Annotated in this window: 16 protein-coding genes (1 of these 16 only partly in view); all 16 read left to right on the plus strand. The window is 48.1% G+C overall.

The window, feature by feature from the left end; translation table 11 throughout:
* The first annotated feature begins 200 nt into the window (after positions 1-200).
* Positions 201-1,145, plus strand: coding sequence for a quinolinate synthase NadA (gene nadA, locus SK066_RS00250; protein WP_320544765.1), 945 nt, complete (start codon positions 201-203; stop codon positions 1,143-1,145).
* Positions 1,146-1,197: 52 nt separating this feature from the next.
* Positions 1,198-3,066: an L-aspartate oxidase gene (gene nadB / locus SK066_RS00255; RefSeq protein ID WP_320543210.1), complete on the plus strand. Its 1,869-nt coding sequence runs from the start codon at positions 1,198-1,200 to the stop codon at positions 3,064-3,066.
* Complete coding sequence (nadC, locus tag SK066_RS00260) at positions 3,056-3,922, plus strand: carboxylating nicotinate-nucleotide diphosphorylase (RefSeq protein ID WP_320544766.1); 867 nt, start codon at positions 3,056-3,058, stop codon at positions 3,920-3,922. The genes nadB and nadC overlap by 11 nt, the downstream gene beginning before the upstream one ends.
* A 6-nt stretch (positions 3,923-3,928) precedes the next feature.
* Entirely contained in the window at positions 3,929-4,726 is a 798-nt protein-coding gene (locus tag SK066_RS00265; protein WP_320543211.1) for a type III pantothenate kinase, read from the plus strand.
* A gap of 193 nt (positions 4,727-4,919) precedes the next feature.
* A complete protein-coding gene (hslO, locus tag SK066_RS00270; protein WP_320543212.1) occupies positions 4,920-5,813 on the plus strand; it encodes an Hsp33 family molecular chaperone HslO in 894 nt (297 codons plus the stop codon).
* 15 nt (positions 5,814-5,828) lie between these two features.
* Positions 5,829-6,746, plus strand: a complete 918-nt coding sequence (locus tag SK066_RS00275) for a peptidyl-prolyl cis-trans isomerase (RefSeq protein WP_320543213.1) — start codon at positions 5,829-5,831, stop codon at positions 6,744-6,746.
* A 147-nt stretch (positions 6,747-6,893) separates the two neighbouring features.
* Positions 6,894-7,832 (plus strand): cysteine synthase A, encoded by a 939-nt coding sequence (gene cysK, locus SK066_RS00280; RefSeq protein WP_250345670.1) that lies wholly within the window; start codon positions 6,894-6,896, stop codon positions 7,830-7,832.
* 198 nt (positions 7,833-8,030) lie between these two features.
* Positions 8,031-9,704 (plus strand): anthranilate synthase component I family protein, encoded by a 1,674-nt coding sequence (locus SK066_RS00285; protein ID WP_320543214.1) that lies wholly within the window; start codon positions 8,031-8,033, stop codon positions 9,702-9,704.
* Entirely contained in the window at positions 9,701-10,288 is a 588-nt protein-coding gene (gene pabA, locus SK066_RS00290) for an aminodeoxychorismate/anthranilate synthase component II (RefSeq protein WP_250345668.1), read from the plus strand. Before SK066_RS00285 ends, pabA begins: the two co-directional genes overlap by 4 nt.
* Positions 10,285-11,157: an aminodeoxychorismate lyase gene (pabC, locus tag SK066_RS00295; RefSeq protein ID WP_320543215.1), complete on the plus strand. Its 873-nt coding sequence runs from the start codon at positions 10,285-10,287 to the stop codon at positions 11,155-11,157. The genes pabA and pabC overlap by 4 nt, the downstream gene beginning before the upstream one ends.
* A 32-nt stretch (positions 11,158-11,189) precedes the next feature.
* Positions 11,190-12,002 (plus strand): dihydropteroate synthase, encoded by an 813-nt coding sequence (gene folP, locus SK066_RS00300; protein ID WP_320544767.1) that lies wholly within the window; start codon positions 11,190-11,192, stop codon positions 12,000-12,002.
* 45 nt (positions 12,003-12,047) lie between these two features.
* On the plus strand, positions 12,048-12,410 hold the full coding sequence (gene folB / locus SK066_RS00305) for a dihydroneopterin aldolase (RefSeq protein WP_250345666.1): 363 nt from the start codon (positions 12,048-12,050) through the stop codon (positions 12,408-12,410).
* Positions 12,411-12,423: 13 nt separating this feature from the next.
* Entirely contained in the window at positions 12,424-12,963 is a 540-nt protein-coding gene (folK, locus tag SK066_RS00310; protein WP_320544768.1) for a 2-amino-4-hydroxy-6-hydroxymethyldihydropteridine diphosphokinase, read from the plus strand.
* Positions 12,964-13,175: 212 nt separating this feature from the next.
* Entirely contained in the window at positions 13,176-14,228 is a 1,053-nt protein-coding gene (gene dusB, locus SK066_RS00315; protein ID WP_320543216.1) for a tRNA dihydrouridine synthase DusB, read from the plus strand.
* 366 nt (positions 14,229-14,594) lie between these two features.
* Complete coding sequence (greA, locus tag SK066_RS00320; protein WP_320543217.1) at positions 14,595-15,071, plus strand: transcription elongation factor GreA; 477 nt, start codon at positions 14,595-14,597, stop codon at positions 15,069-15,071.
* A gap of 446 nt (positions 15,072-15,517) precedes the next feature.
* Positions 15,518-16,230, plus strand: partial view of a lysine--tRNA ligase gene (gene lysS, locus SK066_RS00325; RefSeq protein ID WP_320543218.1) — the start only. 826 nt of this gene lie beyond the right edge of the window; the window shows 713 of its 1,539 coding nt (coding positions 1-713); the start codon lies at positions 15,518-15,520; the stop codon falls past the right edge of the window.

Below are 16,230 nucleotides of genomic sequence, written 5' to 3' on the forward strand. Positions count from 1 at the left end.
GTGTACATTATTGGGGAAGTTTATCACAAATTGGACACATTTTACACAGGAGTACGCAATTTTTTTCACAATCTTTGTTCTGCTAATGCAAAGTGAAGATCACAGAAGTTAGCATAGCGATCACTTTATTTGGACAGCAGACAAGGAACGTGGGTGAGCAACATTGTGAAAAGTGTCTCAAACAACAGGGAGATGAAATGATGGAAGCGTTAGCACTTGAAAAAAAAGCAGAACGTGATGCAGAGCTTCGTGAACGTCTGTTACAGCTGAAGAAAGAGCGTAATGCTATTATTCTGGCGCATTATTATCAGCGTGATGAGATTCAAGAGGTTGCCGATTTCCGTGGTGATTCGTTTTTGCTGGCACAAAAAGCAGCGCAGACGGATGCGGATACGATTGTATTTTGCGGTGTTCATTTTATGGGCGAAAGCGCCAAAATTCTCGCACCGAACAAAACGGTCATCATTCCTGACGAGCGTGCTGGTTGCCCGATGGCAGATATGGTGAATGTGGATGGGCTACGCCGTTTGAAGGAAAAGCATCCTAATGCCAAGGTAGTCACGTACATCAATTCCTCTGCGGACGTGAAGGCAGAAACAGACATTTGCTGTACCTCGGCTAACGCGGTCAAAGTCATTCAATCTGTTGATTCTGATGAGATCATCTGGGTGCCAGATAAAAATCTCGGTCACTATGTGCAGCAGCATACTGATAAGAAGATGATCATCTGGGAAGGCTATTGCAATACCCACGATATGCTGACGGTGAAAGATGTGTTCGAAATGAGGGCGAAATATCCTAATGCGCAGTTTGTCGTTCATCCAGAATGTCGTCCTGAGGTTGTGGCGCTCGGTGACTTTGTTGGTAGTACAACGGCGATTATTAAATATTGCAAGGAATCCGATTGTCAGGAATTTATCGTGGGTACGGAAGATGGTACAGGCTATCAGCTTCGCAAGGACAGCCCGGATAAAAGCTTCCATTTTGCCAGTAAATATCTCGTTTGCCCGAATATGAAGGTGAACAATCTGAAAAAGCTGGTGAACTGTCTCGAAACGATGAAGCCACAAATCTATGTACCGCCAGCTGTAGCGGATCGTGCGCGTGTCTCGCTGGAGCGCATGCTGGAAGTTTCCTCGTCTTAATCGCATAAGCTACGATCATCGTTATGTTGACTAGAGAAAGGCAGGCGTGCACATGCCAGAGCGACAACGAACCGTTATGGATAGTGATTCGATTGTTCATACTGATGTATTGATTATCGGGACAGGAATTGCTGGATTATTTACCGCTATTGAAGTAAGTGAATCTAAGAACGTGCTCTTAATCACAAAGGATAAGCTAATGGAGAGCAATACACGCTATGCACAGGGCGGTATCGCCGCAGTTATGGCAGAGGACGATGCGCCATCTTTCCATCTTGAGGATACGCTACTTGCTGGGGCGGGACTATGTGATCGTCAAGCTGTAGAGCTACTTGTGCAGGAGGGGCCGAAGCGTGTGCAGGATCTGATTCGACTTGGTACTGCATTTGATGCCCGTGATGGACAACTGGAGCTAACCCGAGAAGGAGCACACAGTCACCGTCGCATTTTACATGCGAATGGAGATTCGACCGGGTATGAGATTGTACGTGCATTATCTGATCGGGTACGTCAGCAGCCTCGTATTAACGTATGGGAGTATCATTTTACAATCGAACTGATTAAGAATGACGGTGGCGAATGTATCGGTGCTATTGTCCAGCGACCAGATGGGGAAGTGGTCACTGTATATGCGGATGCGACGGTATTATGTACAGGTGGGAGTGGACAGCTGTACGAGCATACGACCAATCCTGAGGTAGCCACAGCGGACGGTATCGCGCTCGCTTACCGTGCAGGGGCAGTGCTACGTGATATGGAATTTATTCAGTTTCATCCTACGGCGCTCTGTCAGCCGGGCGCACCATGCTTTCTAATCTCAGAGGCTGTGCGTGGGGAAGGGGCGATTTTACGTAATCGTCAGGGTGAGGCATTTATGGAGCGTTATCATCCACTGCGCGATCTGGCGCCGCGAGATATTGTCGCTCGTGCGATTGTGAGTGAGCTGGAACGTGAGCATAGCGATTTTGTCTATCTGGATATCACCCATGAACCAGAAGAGCAGCTGGCCGAGCGTTTTCCGACCATTTACCGAACCTGTCTGAAATACGGGATTAATCTAGCACAAGACTGGATTCCGGTTGCACCAGCAGCACATTATATGATGGGCGGCATCCGTACAGATCATCATGGTGAGAGTACATTGCCTCGTCTTTTTGCCTGTGGTGAGGTGTCTTCGACTGGTATTCATGGAGCGAATCGATTGGCAAGCAACTCGTTATCCGAAGCGATTGTATATGGTAGTCGAATCGCACAGCGGATTATAGAGCTGCAACCGAGTGCTGTAGCGTTACATCATGCACAGTACCATCAGATCAGCCACAGGATTCATTTTGCTGACCCTATAAATGTAAATAAATTCACAACCGCCGATCAGCCTATCGTCGTTTGTGAAGCTGCATTGGCTGCTATGCCTGTACAGCTCCATACATCGTCTGAAGCTTCCGAATGGTCGAATAGAGTAGTAGATTTGGCGGTAGCACGACCAGAAATAAGTCTAATGGAGACAGCTCCAACACAGACGGTGCTAAGCGATTGTCTATCGTTAACGGATGAAGCTATACTTCCAGCGCTACGATCACAGCTGCAACGCTGGATGACTTCATATGCAGGTATTCGCCGCCATGCTCATACCTTACAGGAAGGGATTCAGCATTTGCAGCAGCTATATGATTATCTGCATGACTATCAGATAACGGAGAATGCTTCAAAACAAGAGCTTGCTCGTAAACGCGAATATTTGGAGCTTAGTAATATGGTGATTACCGGCTTACTGATTATGCAGGCAGCTTTACATCGAGAGGAAAGCCGGGGCGGACATTATCGGGAGGATTTCCCGCAGCGCGATGATACAAGCTGGCACCAGCATACGATTCAGCACATTCATAACGGGCTAATGGAGGAGACACTGGATTATGTTTAATGGATATCAGGAAGGACTGACTTCGTGGATCAAACTATGGCTACAGGAGGATGTAGGATCAGGTGATGTGACGACTGCAGTTACCGTGCCACAGGGGCATCAGAGTCGCGCGGTCATTCATGCCAAGCAAGCAGGTGTGCTTGCTGGACTGCCTGTAGCCGAGCATGTATTTCGCACCGTTGATCCAGAGCTTCACTTTCAAGCTATTGCAACAGAGGGACAAACGGTGCAAAAAGGTGATATTATAGCAGAAGTAGAGGGCAGTACGCATTCTCTGTTAACCGGAGAGCGACTGGCTCTTAATTTGCTACAGCGTATGTCCGGCATTGCGACCCGTACCGCTGAATATGTGAGTCGGATTGAAGACCTGCCAGTTCGTCTGGTTGATACACGTAAGACAACTCCAGGTCATAGAATGCTAGAAAAGTATGCTGTACGTGTAGGCGGCGGGGCTAATCATCGCTTTGGATTATATGATGCCGTTATGATCAAGGATAATCATATCAAAGCTGCGGGTAGTATTACCGAAGCGGTACAAGCAGCCCGTGCTGTGATTCCGCATACGATGACCATTGAAGTCGAGACGGAATCGCTACAGCAGGTGGATGAGGCGCTCGATAGTGGCGCCGATATTATTATGCTGGATAATATGGAGCCATCGATGATGCGAGAGGCAGTGGCGCGTATTCGTCAGGCGCATCCACATGTTCGAATTGAAGCTTCTGGCAATGTCTCGCTGGATACTATTCGTGCGCTTGCCGAAACGGGTATAGATATCATATCGGTTGGAAGGCTGACGTATTCGTTTGAGAATCTGGATATTAGCCTTGACCTGGGAGCAAAAAAGAAGGAGTGACCCCTATTGATACTGGTGATTGATATTGGCAATACGAATATCGTATTTGGCATGTATAGAGGAGAGAGCCTGCTGCACCATTTTCGTATCAGCACCAATCGCCAGGCGACACCGGATGAATATGGCGTGACGATTCATCAGCTGTTCCATATGTCCGGTGTGTCAGCAGAGGAACTGGAGGGCATTATCATTTCATCCGTTGTGCCTTCGATTATGCATACGCTTGAGGAGATGTGTCAGAAATATTTGCACCATACCCCTATCATTGTCGGACCGGGCATACGCACCGGTCTGAATTTGCGTTATGAGAATCCGCGTGAGGTCGGTGCTGATCGGATTGCCAATGCGGTAGCAGCAATTGCGATCTATGGCAGCCCTGTGATCGTAGTTGATTTTGGGACAGCGACCACCTTTGATTGTATCGATGCAGGCTCGAATTATCTGGGCGGAGCGATTGTGCCGGGTATTGGTATTTCGACCGAGGCGTTATATCAGCGTGCTTCCAAGTTGCCGAATATCGAGCTGGAGAAGCCGCGGCGTGTGATTGGACGTAATACGATCCATGCGATGCAGTCAGGTATCATTTATGGATATGCAGGTCAGGTGGATGGTATTGTCAAACGTATTCGTAGTGAGCTAGGCGAGGAGGCGCGCGTAATTGCTACAGGTGGACTTGCCGCATTGATCACTGATGAAACGGAAACCGTCAGCGAGGTGAATCCGCTGCTTACGCTGGAAGGGCTACGCCTGATCTATGAGCGTAATCGTACGACGAATCGTTCATCGTCGCGTACCGACTTCTAAAAGCTTGTATCTGCAAAACTTTTGACGACAGTTTGACGTCTAATTACAATAGAAGTTGCGCAACCTTTACGGTTGGAGCATTGAGCATTGCAATCGTATTCGAATTATCGGGTAAAGTGCAATATAATAGAACATGTCCTTTATGTATCAATAACAGGAACAAGCGATGTACAATCGAGAGGAGTTTATATAGATGGAACAACATAATCACAAGGCGGATCGTTTGATTCGTGGTATCGCAATGGATGGTAAGGTGCGCGCATTTGCTGTGCGTTCAACAGAGCTGGTCGAGGAGCTGCGTCGTCGTCACGACACCTGGCCAACTGCAACGGCTGCGCTTGGCCGTACACTCAGTACAGCAGCGATGATGGGCGCGATGCTCAAAGGCGAGGAAAAGTTAACGATCCAGGTTAAAGGTGACGGCCCGATCGGACAAATTGTCGCTGATGCGAATGCCAAAGGTGAAGTACGTGGCTACGTCGACAATCCGCATGTACATTTGCCAAGTAATGCAAAGGGTAAACTGGATGTTGCTGGCGTTGTCGGTACGGAAGGCTTTATTTATGTGATTAAGGATCTTGGCTTGAAGGAGCCGTATCGCGGTAGTGTACCGATCGTATCGGGAGAGTTAGGCGAAGACTTTACGTACTATTTTGCAACATCCGAGCAGACCCCTTCTGCTGTCGGCGTTGGCGTATTAGTGGAGAACGATAATTCGGTCATTGTAGCAGGTGGATTTATTTTGCAGCTGCTGCCGGGCCTGTCAGATAAAGAGATCGATGCAATCGAGAAGGCACTATCTGAGATGCCGCCGGTAACGACCTTGCTGGAGCAAGGCCTAGAGCTGGAGGATATGCTGAAGCGTCTACTACCTGATGTGGAAATTATGGATCAAATGGACATCATGTTCAAATGCTCCTGTTCCCGTGAGCGTGTCGAGCAGACACTGGTTAGTCTGGGTGAAACAGAATTGACCCAGCTGATCGAGGAAGATGGTCAGGCAGAGGTTGTATGTCACTTCTGTAATGAGAAGTATCAATTCCAACGTGCTGATCTGGAAAAGCTTCTCGCTGAAGCCAAAAATTAAGGGAAGCCAAGACATATGACGAAGGATAAATCACCCTTACGGACAGCCGTCATGGTCTTGATCATAGTCATTATTATGCTGCTCGGAGCCTTTTGGGTCATCCGGGCAGTTCAGCATTCTGGCAGCAATAGCTCGGCTGTAGCTGTCGTAGGCAACGACACGATCAGTGACGACCAATGGACCGCCGAATTGAAGAAACGATACGGGCAGGAGATTTTGTTACAAATGCTGAATCGACGTGTTGTCAATATGGAAGCACAGGCACTGCATATTGGGGTAAGTGAGCAGGAGATCGACGATAATCTTCAGGAGCGCATGAGCGGCTATAGCTCACCGGAAGCCTTTTACAAGGAAATGAGCAGTCAATTTGGACTGAGTCGTCAGGATCTGCGCGAGGAATCTCAATATCAGATTGAGCTGGAAAAGATCGCAACGGTGAATATTCAAGTGAGCGATGAGCAGGTCAATCAGTACATTCAGCAAAATGAGCAACAGAGTGACCAGAAGCGACAATATGAGCTGGCCTGGATCAAAACCGATGATGAAGAAAGCGCGAGCGAAGCAGTACAGCGCATCGAAAATGGTGATTCCTTTGCCGATATCGCCAAGCAGATGTCAACCGATGGTTTTTCCTCTAACAAAGGAGGCGTACTTGGCTGGATCGACGACGATGATCCCTTTCAGCCATCTGAGGTGATGAAGGCGATCCAGACGATGCAGCCCGGTGATATTGTCGGGCCGATCAAGCTGAGTAGTGGTGGCTATGCCGTTGTTCAGGTGATCGATATTCGCCAGCCACAATCCGCTCATCTGGAAATAAGCCCGGAAACCGCACGCCGCAAAATCGCATTAGAGCAGGCAAGACCCCTGAATGAGATTGAGCAGGAGCTGCGTAAGAAGTACAGTGCCTATATTTTGTCTGCCAAACCGTAGGATTCTAGTGCTGTGACATTGACAATGCCTTAGCGTATTGATAATATTAATTATATTAATACCTACTGTTTTACTCGGATTAGCATAGATTACACATATAGCGTTCTATCATCGCTACGTTCTATTATTTGAAGGAGGGCAACAGGCATGGCAAAAGTCGTAAATAGTGTGACAGAATTGATCGGAGGAACTCCACTCGTTCGTTTGAACCGTGTAGTGCCGGAAGATAGCGCAGAAATCTATCTGAAGCTGGAATATCAAAATCCAGGCTCCAGTGTAAAGGATCGTATTGCGATCAGCATCGTAGAAGAAGCGGAAAAGCAAGGCCTTTTGAAACCAGGCGGTACCATCGTTGAAGCGACGAGCGGTAACACAGGGATTGGTCTGGCGATGGTCGCTGCGGCAAAAGGCTATAAATGCGTGATCGTAATGCCGGAAACGATGAGCTTGGAGCGTCGCAATCTGCTGCGTGCTTACGGTGCTGAGCTGGTGCTGACTCCGGGTTCCGAAGGTATGAACGGTGCGGTTAAAAAAGCCGAAAGTATCGTACAGGAGAATCCTGACTACTTTATGGCAGAGCAATTCAAAAATAAAGCGAACGTGAAAATTCACCGTGAAACGACAGGTCCAGAGATCGTGGAAGCGATCGATTCGATCGGCGGCTCCCTGGATGCCTTTATCGCAGGTATCGGTACAGGTGGTACGATCACGGGTGCAGGTGAAGTGCTCAAAGAGCGTTTCCCGGATATCAAAATCTATGCGGTAGAGCCTGCGGCATCCCCAATTCTGGCGGGTGGACAACCAGGCCCTCATAAAATTCAAGGGATTGGCGCGAACTTCATCCCTGAAATTTTGAACCGTGATGTATACGATGAGATCATTCACGTAGAGAACGAGGAAGCTTTTGAAGTGGCACGTCGTGTGGCGAAGGAAGAGGGCGTGCTGTCCGGTATTTCTTCTGGCGCGGCTGTACATGCTGCATTGAAAGTGGCAAAAGAGCTTGGCAAAGGCAAGCGTATCGTTGTCATCATTCCAAGTAACGGTGAGCGTTACCTGAGTACACCACTGTACAACTTCGAATCTTAATTATAGGAGCCCAGCTACAAGCGCATCGTTCCAGCGCAATTAGATGGGTATACGATAAGCCTCTGCACCGATCTTCGGATTTGTAGCAGAGGCTTTTTGCTATCTCGGTGCAGATCTGTCAGGAAAGCTCTTCTCAATTCTACTGCGCTTTAGTATACTAACGAAAAACTACACATGATCAGGTTGGAGGAACGAGGATTGACCAGAGTATGTATATCTTTACAGCAGTGGGAGCAATGGAGCGGGGAAGGTTATACGCATCTACCTTATTTGCTGCGCATCCCGCTACATGAACAGTTGCTGCCTGCGAGCTGGGAGGTACTGTGGAGCGAGCAATTTCCTCATTCCGTATTGCTGGAAAATGGCAAAGGCGGACGCTACACCTATCTCGGTTTGCAGCCTTCCGGTATATTAAGCGGTGATCTGGAGCAAGCTGAGGAGCAAGAGCTGTCTGTTGATTGGACAGGAGAAGTCGCATCGCTATCTTCAACTCAATCATCTGCTGAGTCAGCGTTTCAGCAGACCGAGTCAGTAGATGAGATACGTGGAATGAAGCAGCATCATGGCAAGCCACTGGATGTACTGCGTCAATGGATGTCGAGCTACCGCGCTCCGCGCGTAGAAGCAGCTCCGCCATTCATCGGTGGCTGTGCAGGCTTTCTCAGCTATGATATCGCGCGTTCATTGGAACGCTTACCGAATCGACTGCCAAATGAGCTGGGTTTACCGGAGTATGTATGGCTGCGTTTTGATCAGCTATGGGTCGTCGATCATCTGGAAAAAGAATTATATTGCTGTGTGCATCTTCCAGTAGCATTAGTAGCTACTGATACACAGGCAGATGAAACAGTCACTTGTTCTGCACATTATGAGCAGGCAGCAACGCTCGCTGAGCAGATGGCGCAGCAGTGGCAGCAATGGCTGACGACTGTAAGCAAGGCCGATACACAGCGTCGCGAGCTATTGCAGCAGCATCCAGCCGCATTGACGGATTCACGTACCGAAGGCTATGGCTTTACAACCGGTTTTGAACAGCAAGCATTTCAGCAGGCGGTGCAATCGGTACAGCGTTATATTGGACAGGGTGATGTATTTCAAGTCAATCTATCGCTGCGTAGTGAGCGTGCTATCGAGGGCACGCCAGAATCGATCTATGAATGGCTACGTTTGACGAACCCGTCTCCTTACATGGGATTATTGCGTTTGCCAGGCTTTCAGCTGGTGTCTGCTTCACCCGAGCTGCTCGTATCTGTACGTGATGGAGCCGTTGCCGCACGTCCGATTGCAGGTACAAGACGTCGTGGCACGACCGAGCAGGAAGATCTAGCGATGGAGCAGGAACTACTGCAAACGGAAAAGGAACGTGCCGAGCATATTATGCTGGTCGATTTACAGCGTAATGATCTGGGCAGAATTGCGCGGTATGGAAGTGTCCGTGTACCGGAGCTCATGACGATCGAGCGCTATTCTCATGTGATGCATCTCGTATCCGGTGTTGAGGCAGAGCTTGCGGAGGATAAGGACGTGTATGATGTGATTGCAGCGACCTTCCCGGGTGGCACAATCACAGGCGCACCGAAAATCCGCACCATGGAAATTATCGAAGAGCTGGAGCAAACGAGACGCGGAGCGTACACCGGCTCAATGGGCTGGATTGACTATAGTGGCAATATGGAATTAAATATTATTATCCGAACATTAACCGTCAAAGATAACATTGCTTATATGCAGGCTGGGGCAGGGATCGTTATCGATTCCGACCCGTATCGTGAATACCGTGAATGCTTTAACAAATCGAGAGCTTTAGCCAGAGCGGTCATGCTGAGTGAACAGCAGGAGCGTCTTCGGCAGGAGAGGGAGGAACAGCGATGATACTTGTAATTGATAACTACGATTCCTTTACGTACAATCTGGTGCAATACCTGGGTGAACTGGGCGAGGAGGTTATCGTACGCCGTAATGATGAGATCGATATGGATGGCATTCGTGAACTGAATCCAGATCATATTTTGCTGTCGCCAGGCCCTTGTACACCAACAGAGGCAGGCATTACGATCGATGTCATCCAGACCTTCAAGGGTGAAATTCCAATTTTCGGCGTATGCCTTGGTCATCAGGCGATTGGACAGGCATTTGGTGGGAACGTAATTCGTGCAGAACGACTGATGCATGGTAAGACGTCACCAATACTGCACCAATCTACATCGGTATTCGAGAATCTGCCAGCTCCATTTACAGCTACACGCTATCATTCCCTGATCGTCGAACGTAGCAGTCTGCCAGATTGTCTGGAGATTACCGCTGAGACAGCCGAAGGCGAGATTATGGGTCTGCGTCACAAGGAATATGCAGTGGAAGGTGTGCAATTCCACCCCGAGTCGATTGTAACCGATCACGGTCATACCATTTTGCGTAATTTCCTGAGTCGTAAAGTGGATAAAGCAGCTAGCGTATGAAGTACATTAGTATAAATGGTGTGATTACACCGATCGAGCAAGCCGTGGTATCCGTCATGGATCACGGCTTCTTGTATGGAATGGGCTTGTTTGAAACGATGCGTACGTACAATGGACGCCCGTTTCTGCTGGATCGTCATCTGCGGCGTTTACAGACGAGCTGCGCTTCACTAGGCATTCGCTGGTCGACGACAACGGAGCAGGTAGAGCGGCAGATGAGCGATCTGATGCAAGCCAATGAGCTGCAAGAAGCATACCTGCGTTATACCGTATCCGCAGGCGAGGACATACTCGGTCTGCCCTCTGGCGTCTATACCGAGCCGAACGTTATCATTTATGCCAAATCATTACCCACTGCTTCCATACGTCCAACCAAGTCGCTACGCAAGCTGCATACGGTTCGTAACACGCCCGAAGGCGACATTAGACTCAAATCGCTTCATTATATGAATAGTATTCTTGGCAAACGTGAACTGTTGCTCTATGCGGATGAGCCAGCAGCCTCTGTCGAAGGGCTGATGCTAACCGCCGAAGGACATCTCGCCGAAGGCATCGTGAGCAATGTCTTTTTTATCAAAGAAGACATTCTATACACACCCTCTGTAGATACAGGTATTCTACCGGGTATCACACGAGCATGGGTGATAGAGCTGGCAGAGCAACAGGGCTTATCCGTTGAAAAGGGACTGTACACATGGGAGCAGCTTATCGATGCAGACGAAGTATTTGTAACTAATTCGGTGCAGGAGATTGTACCCATCGTCCGTTTACTGGATGATGATCATGAAGTGATCGTCGGTGACGGACAGATCGGTCAGCATACCGCTATGCTTTGCACCGTTTATGAAAGAGAGGCTTACCAAACGTGAAGCAACCCGTACATCCTATTCGTGAATATCATATGGGGACAGCCACTCTACGGCTGGATCAGACCACACAGATCATGGGCATTTTAAATATTACACCGGACTCCTTTTCCGACGGAGGGAGCTATACATCTGTTGAGCTCGCCGTAGCGCATGCCAGGCAGATGGTAGAAGAAGGAGCAGATATCATCGATATCGGTGGCGAGTCGACCCGACCTGGGCATGAGCCTGTATCGGAGGAGGAGGAGTTGAACCGCGTACTGCCGATAATCAAGGCACTACAACAGCAGATGCCGCATGTGCCCCTTTCGATCGATACGTACAAGGCAGAGGTGGCGCGTCAGGCGATTGAAGCAGGCGCGCATATGATCAATGATGTATGGGGCGGACTGGAAGATGAGCGTATGTTTGATGTGGTCGCTGCGCTCGGCTGTCCGTACATTTTGATGCATAATCGCTACAATATGGACTATACCGATCTAGCGACAGATGTACGACATGATCTGGAGCAGCGTATTCAGCAGGCACTGGCAGCAGGGGTTCAGCCACAGCAGATTATTGTAGACCCGGGTATCGGCTTTGCCAAGACAGGCGCGCATAATCTGGAGCTAATGCGTCGGCTGGACGAGCTGCATCCATTAGGCTATCCTATGCTGCTAGGCACCTCGCGCAAACGATTCATTCGCAGTGTGCTGGATGCAGCGCCTGATGATGTAGTGGAAGGCACACTCGCAACGACTGCTCTCGGTATCGCTCAGGGCTGTCAGATTATTCGAGTACACGATGTGCGTGCCAATAAGAAGCTAGCCATGATGTGCGATGCGATGCTACAGCAAGGTATATCCTGATACGATCAACGATGGTCATATGTAATCATGAAGGGAATGAGCGTTATGGATAAAATGATATTGACCCGTATGGAATATTACGGCTACCACGGCGTGTTTGAAGAAGAGCGTAAGCTAGGTCAGCGCTTCTATGTAGATTTGGAGCTTGAGCTGGATTTGTCCGAAGCCGGTCGTACCGATCAGCTGGAGACAACGATTAATTATGCAGAGATTCATGAGAAAGTTAAAGAAGTCGTGGAAAAGAAATCGTTCAAATTAATCGAAGCGCTGGCAGAATGTATTGCAACGGTTTTGCTGGACGCTTATACTGGGGTACATGTATTGACCGTTCGAGTTACCAAGCCGCATCCACCGTTTGATATTCACTTTCAAGGCGTGACCGTGGAGCTGCGGCGTACACGAAAGTGAGCGTAGGTAAGTGATGAATTCCTTCCATTCCTCTGATTCGTCAGAGGCTTATATTGCTTTAGGCGCCAATCTAGGCGATCGAGAGCAGACATTATACGATGCGATTCAATTGCTGAATAATCATCCTCAGATTGAGGTACAGCGCTGCTCAGGCATGTATGATACAGCACCTGTCGGCTATACCGAACAGCCAGCCTTTTATAATATGGTGATTCGGGTGTCTACTGGTCTGCAACCACTGGAATTACTACAAACGATGCTCGATATTGAACATCAGCTAGGCCGTGTACGCGATATTCGCTGGGGTCCGCGTACCGTTGATCTCGATTTGCTATGGATGGATGACATCCAAATGGACACGGAGCGCTTGCAACTGCCACACCCTCGTATGCATGAGCGTGCTTTTGTGCTGGTACCGCTACACGAAATTGTGGAGCAACAACAAGCGCCGGAGCTATACCAGCTTGTGACCGATTCCCTTCAGCATGTACAGGACCAAGATATTCAATACGTACATGCCTGTGAACTGCCATTTCCTTCAAAATTGAAATAATCAATGTTGTTTATTCCTTATAATAGGATAAGCAGTCATTCTAATGAATAAACGATACGTCTAAAACAACCGTAATCGTAGTCGTAAGGCATTTGTGATAATGGTAAATGCTAGTCATCTGTTTTGTACGTTGTATCCACCTCCTGTCTTCGGCGACAGTCCTCTCGATCCGTTCCATGACCGAAGCAGAAGTAAAAGGAGTGAACTCTCCGATGTTAACAATCGGTGATATTGAATTAAAAAACCGAGTTGTGCTCGCCCCAATGGCGGGTGTGTGCAACCCAGCGTTTCGTCTCATTGCCAAGGAATTTGGTACAGGTCTTGTTTGCGCCGAGATGGTTAGCGATAAAGCCATTTTAAGCGGTAATAAGCGTACCCATGAAATGTTATTTGTCGACGAGCGCGAAAAGCCACTAAGTCTGCAAATTTTTGGCGGAGATCGTCATTCACTGGTAGAAGCAGCGAAAGTTGTCGATCAGGATACGAATGCTGATATTATCGACATCAATATGGGCTGCCCTGCACCTAAGGTCAACAAGATCGATGCGGGTGCACGCTGGCTGCTTGACCCGAATAAGATTAATGAGATGGTCGCTGCTGTAGTCGCGAATGTGAGCAAGCCCGTTACCGTGAAAATGCGTATCGGCTGGGATCATGATCATATCTATGTGATCGATAATGCGAAGGCAGTAGAAGCAGGTGGCGGCAAAGCGATCAGTGTGCACGGACGTACACGCGAGCAGCTGTATACCGGACAGGCAGACTGGTCTTACATCAAGCAGGCCAAGGAATCCGTCTCCATTCCGGTAATCGGTAATGGTGATGTGGTTACACCAGAAGATGCAAAACGCATGCTAGACATAACAGGCTGTGACGGTGTCATGATTGGTCGCGGTGCGCTGGGTAATCCGTGGATGCTGTATCGTACAGTGGAATACCTGAACACCGGCACACTGATGCCTGATCCAACCGCAGAAGAGAAGATTCGCATTGCTATTTTGCATATGGATCGTCTGGTTGCGCTGAAGGGTGAAGTCGTCGCTGTGCGTGAGATGCGTAAGCATCTATCCTGGTATCTCAAAGGTCTCAAAGGCTCCGCAAGCATCAAGAACTCTATCATGGAAGGCACGAAGCGTGACGAAATGGTGCGGATTTTGCATCAATTCCTCGAAGACCTGCCTGATCATGTTGCCTCTGATGCTGACCATGAAGCCGTACCGTTTGTACAGGTGCAATGCGCTACACCAGCACAAGCCTCTGTTTAATTGCTTGGCAGACATGTACCGATGCAGCTTCACGACAATAGACAGCCGCATATCGCTTGAAATGGTTAGTTAAAATAGAGATATCACACACCAAAAAGGACCCTATCTGAGCCATCGAGCCAGGCGGGTCCCTTTTTATTGACATTTCATAATCATTCCCATATACTTTTGCAGTATAAATTTGACTGAGCTAATGGTTAGATTTGATATAGCTTCTGGGAGATTTCCCGGTACAATTACCGTTTTTGCGATCTTGTATGAGTCTTCGCTGCTTTCGAATGACCGGCTAATATTCATGCGGGAAGCTCCGAGAGCGAATTTTTGAACCGATTGAAAATTATTCACATGACAGGAGATTTGGTTAAGATGAGCGATAAAGAAGTCATTTTGACACAGGACGGTCTGAAGAAGCTGGAAGATGAACTCGAAAACCTCAAGTCCGTAAAACGCCGCGAGGTGGCAGAACGTATCAAGGTTGCCATTGGATATGGCGATATCAGTGAGAACTCCGAGTATGAAGATGCCAAGAACGAACAGGCCTTCATCGAAGGACGCATTATTACACTGGAAAAAATGCTGCGTAATGCACGTATCATTAACAGTGATGAGATCAATACAGATGCAGTGAGCATCGGTGCAACTGTAATTGTAGAAGATCTGGAGTTCGGCGATACGACAGAATACACCATCGTAGGTACAGCAGAATCCGATCCTTCTCAAAATAAAATTTCTAACGAAAGCCCTGTAGGCAAAGCTATCCTGGGCAAACAAAAAGGTACTGTTGTAGACGTAAACGTACCTGCTGGCGTAATCCAGTACAAAATCGTCGAAATCAAGAAGTAAGCTTCGATCAAGCCACTGTATGACCTAAGCATCTATATATCGTAAACACATTTACGATCCAATGCCGAACTTATACAATAGCGTTTGCATCCTGTTCGTTCTACATAAGAACGCCTACAGCCTGCTCGAAGTGCTACAATGATGTATAGTCGAAAATGCTCTATGTATGAAAAAGCTTCCGTTAAGGGAGCTTTTTTCTTGAAATTATACTGAAATTCCATACAATTACCGTTTTGCGGATTTCAGTTTCAGTTCAAATCAAGTAAACTATAACTATGTGCCATATAGATTGAACGGGGAAAATACCCTTTGAATGATTCATCCTTGCTACCGGTACGGATACAGTAGCGTCTCCTAGGTGGTTCTTGCCAGAGCGAGATCAGGATGAATCCGTATTTGAAGATCATGACGCATATGTATTTTATTGAAGGAGTTGAAATTCAGCGATGTCTGATGAAACATTGAATCCTGGTCAACAGGAAGAAAACGTAATAAGCGAAAGCGAAATGAACGAACTGCTCAAGGTGCGCCGGGCGAAGCTGGATGAGCTACGCGGACTGGGCATCGACCCATTTGGCAAAAAGTATGTTCGTACCTCGACTGCAAACGATGTGCTGAGCACGTACGATACCCTTACCAAAGAAGAGCTGGAAGAAAAAGAAGTGACTGTAAGTCTGGCTGGTCGCATCATGACCAAGCGTGTCATGGGTAAAGCTAGCTTTGCACATATTCAGGACCTGAGCGGACGTATCCAAATTTACGTACGTAAAGATACCGTTTCCGAAGCTCAATACGAAGCGTTCACGATCCTCGATCTGGGCGATATCGTAGGTGTTAAAGGAACAGTCTTCAAAACAAAAACAGGTGAAACGTCCATCAAAGTACTGGAGCTAGAAGTGCTCACCAAATCTCTGCTGCCACTACCCGACAAATATCACGGCATCAAAGACGTTGAGCTGCGTTACCGTCAGCGCTATGTGGATCTGATCGTGAATCCGGAAGTACAGCGTACCTTCATTACACGTTCCCGCATCATTCAATCGATGCGCCGTTATCTGGATTCGCTCGGCTATCTGGAAGTAGAAACACCAACACTGCACAGCATTGCGGGTGGTGCGGCAGCGAAGCCGTTTATCACGCATCACAATGCGCTGGATAT

This window comes from Paenibacillus hunanensis (assembly GCF_034055775.1).
Classification (GTDB): Bacteria; Bacillota; Bacilli; order Paenibacillales; family Paenibacillaceae; genus Saccharibacillus; species Saccharibacillus hunanensis.

Coding starts and splice junctions, on each gene's coding strand:
- nadA (WP_320544765.1), top strand. CDS start 201: ATGGAAGCGTTAGCACTTGAAAAAAAAGCAGAACGTGATGCAGAGCTT.
- nadB (WP_320543210.1), top strand. CDS start 1,198: ATGCCAGAGCGACAACGAACCGTTATGGATAGTGATTCGATTGTTCAT.
- hslO (WP_320543212.1), top strand. CDS start 4,920: ATGGAACAACATAATCACAAGGCGGATCGTTTGATTCGTGGTATCGCA.
- SK066_RS00275 (WP_320543213.1), top strand. CDS start 5,829: ATGACGAAGGATAAATCACCCTTACGGACAGCCGTCATGGTCTTGATC.
- cysK (WP_250345670.1), top strand. CDS start 6,894: ATGGCAAAAGTCGTAAATAGTGTGACAGAATTGATCGGAGGAACTCCA.
- pabA (WP_250345668.1), top strand. CDS start 9,701: ATGATACTTGTAATTGATAACTACGATTCCTTTACGTACAATCTGGTG.
- pabC (WP_320543215.1), top strand. CDS start 10,285: ATGAAGTACATTAGTATAAATGGTGTGATTACACCGATCGAGCAAGCC.
- folP (WP_320544767.1), top strand. CDS start 11,190: ATGGGGACAGCCACTCTACGGCTGGATCAGACCACACAGATCATGGGC.
- folB (WP_250345666.1), top strand. CDS start 12,048: ATGGATAAAATGATATTGACCCGTATGGAATATTACGGCTACCACGGC.
- folK (WP_320544768.1), top strand. CDS start 12,424: ATGAATTCCTTCCATTCCTCTGATTCGTCAGAGGCTTATATTGCTTTA.
- dusB (WP_320543216.1), top strand. CDS start 13,176: ATGTTAACAATCGGTGATATTGAATTAAAAAACCGAGTTGTGCTCGCC.
- greA (WP_320543217.1), top strand. CDS start 14,595: ATGAGCGATAAAGAAGTCATTTTGACACAGGACGGTCTGAAGAAGCTG.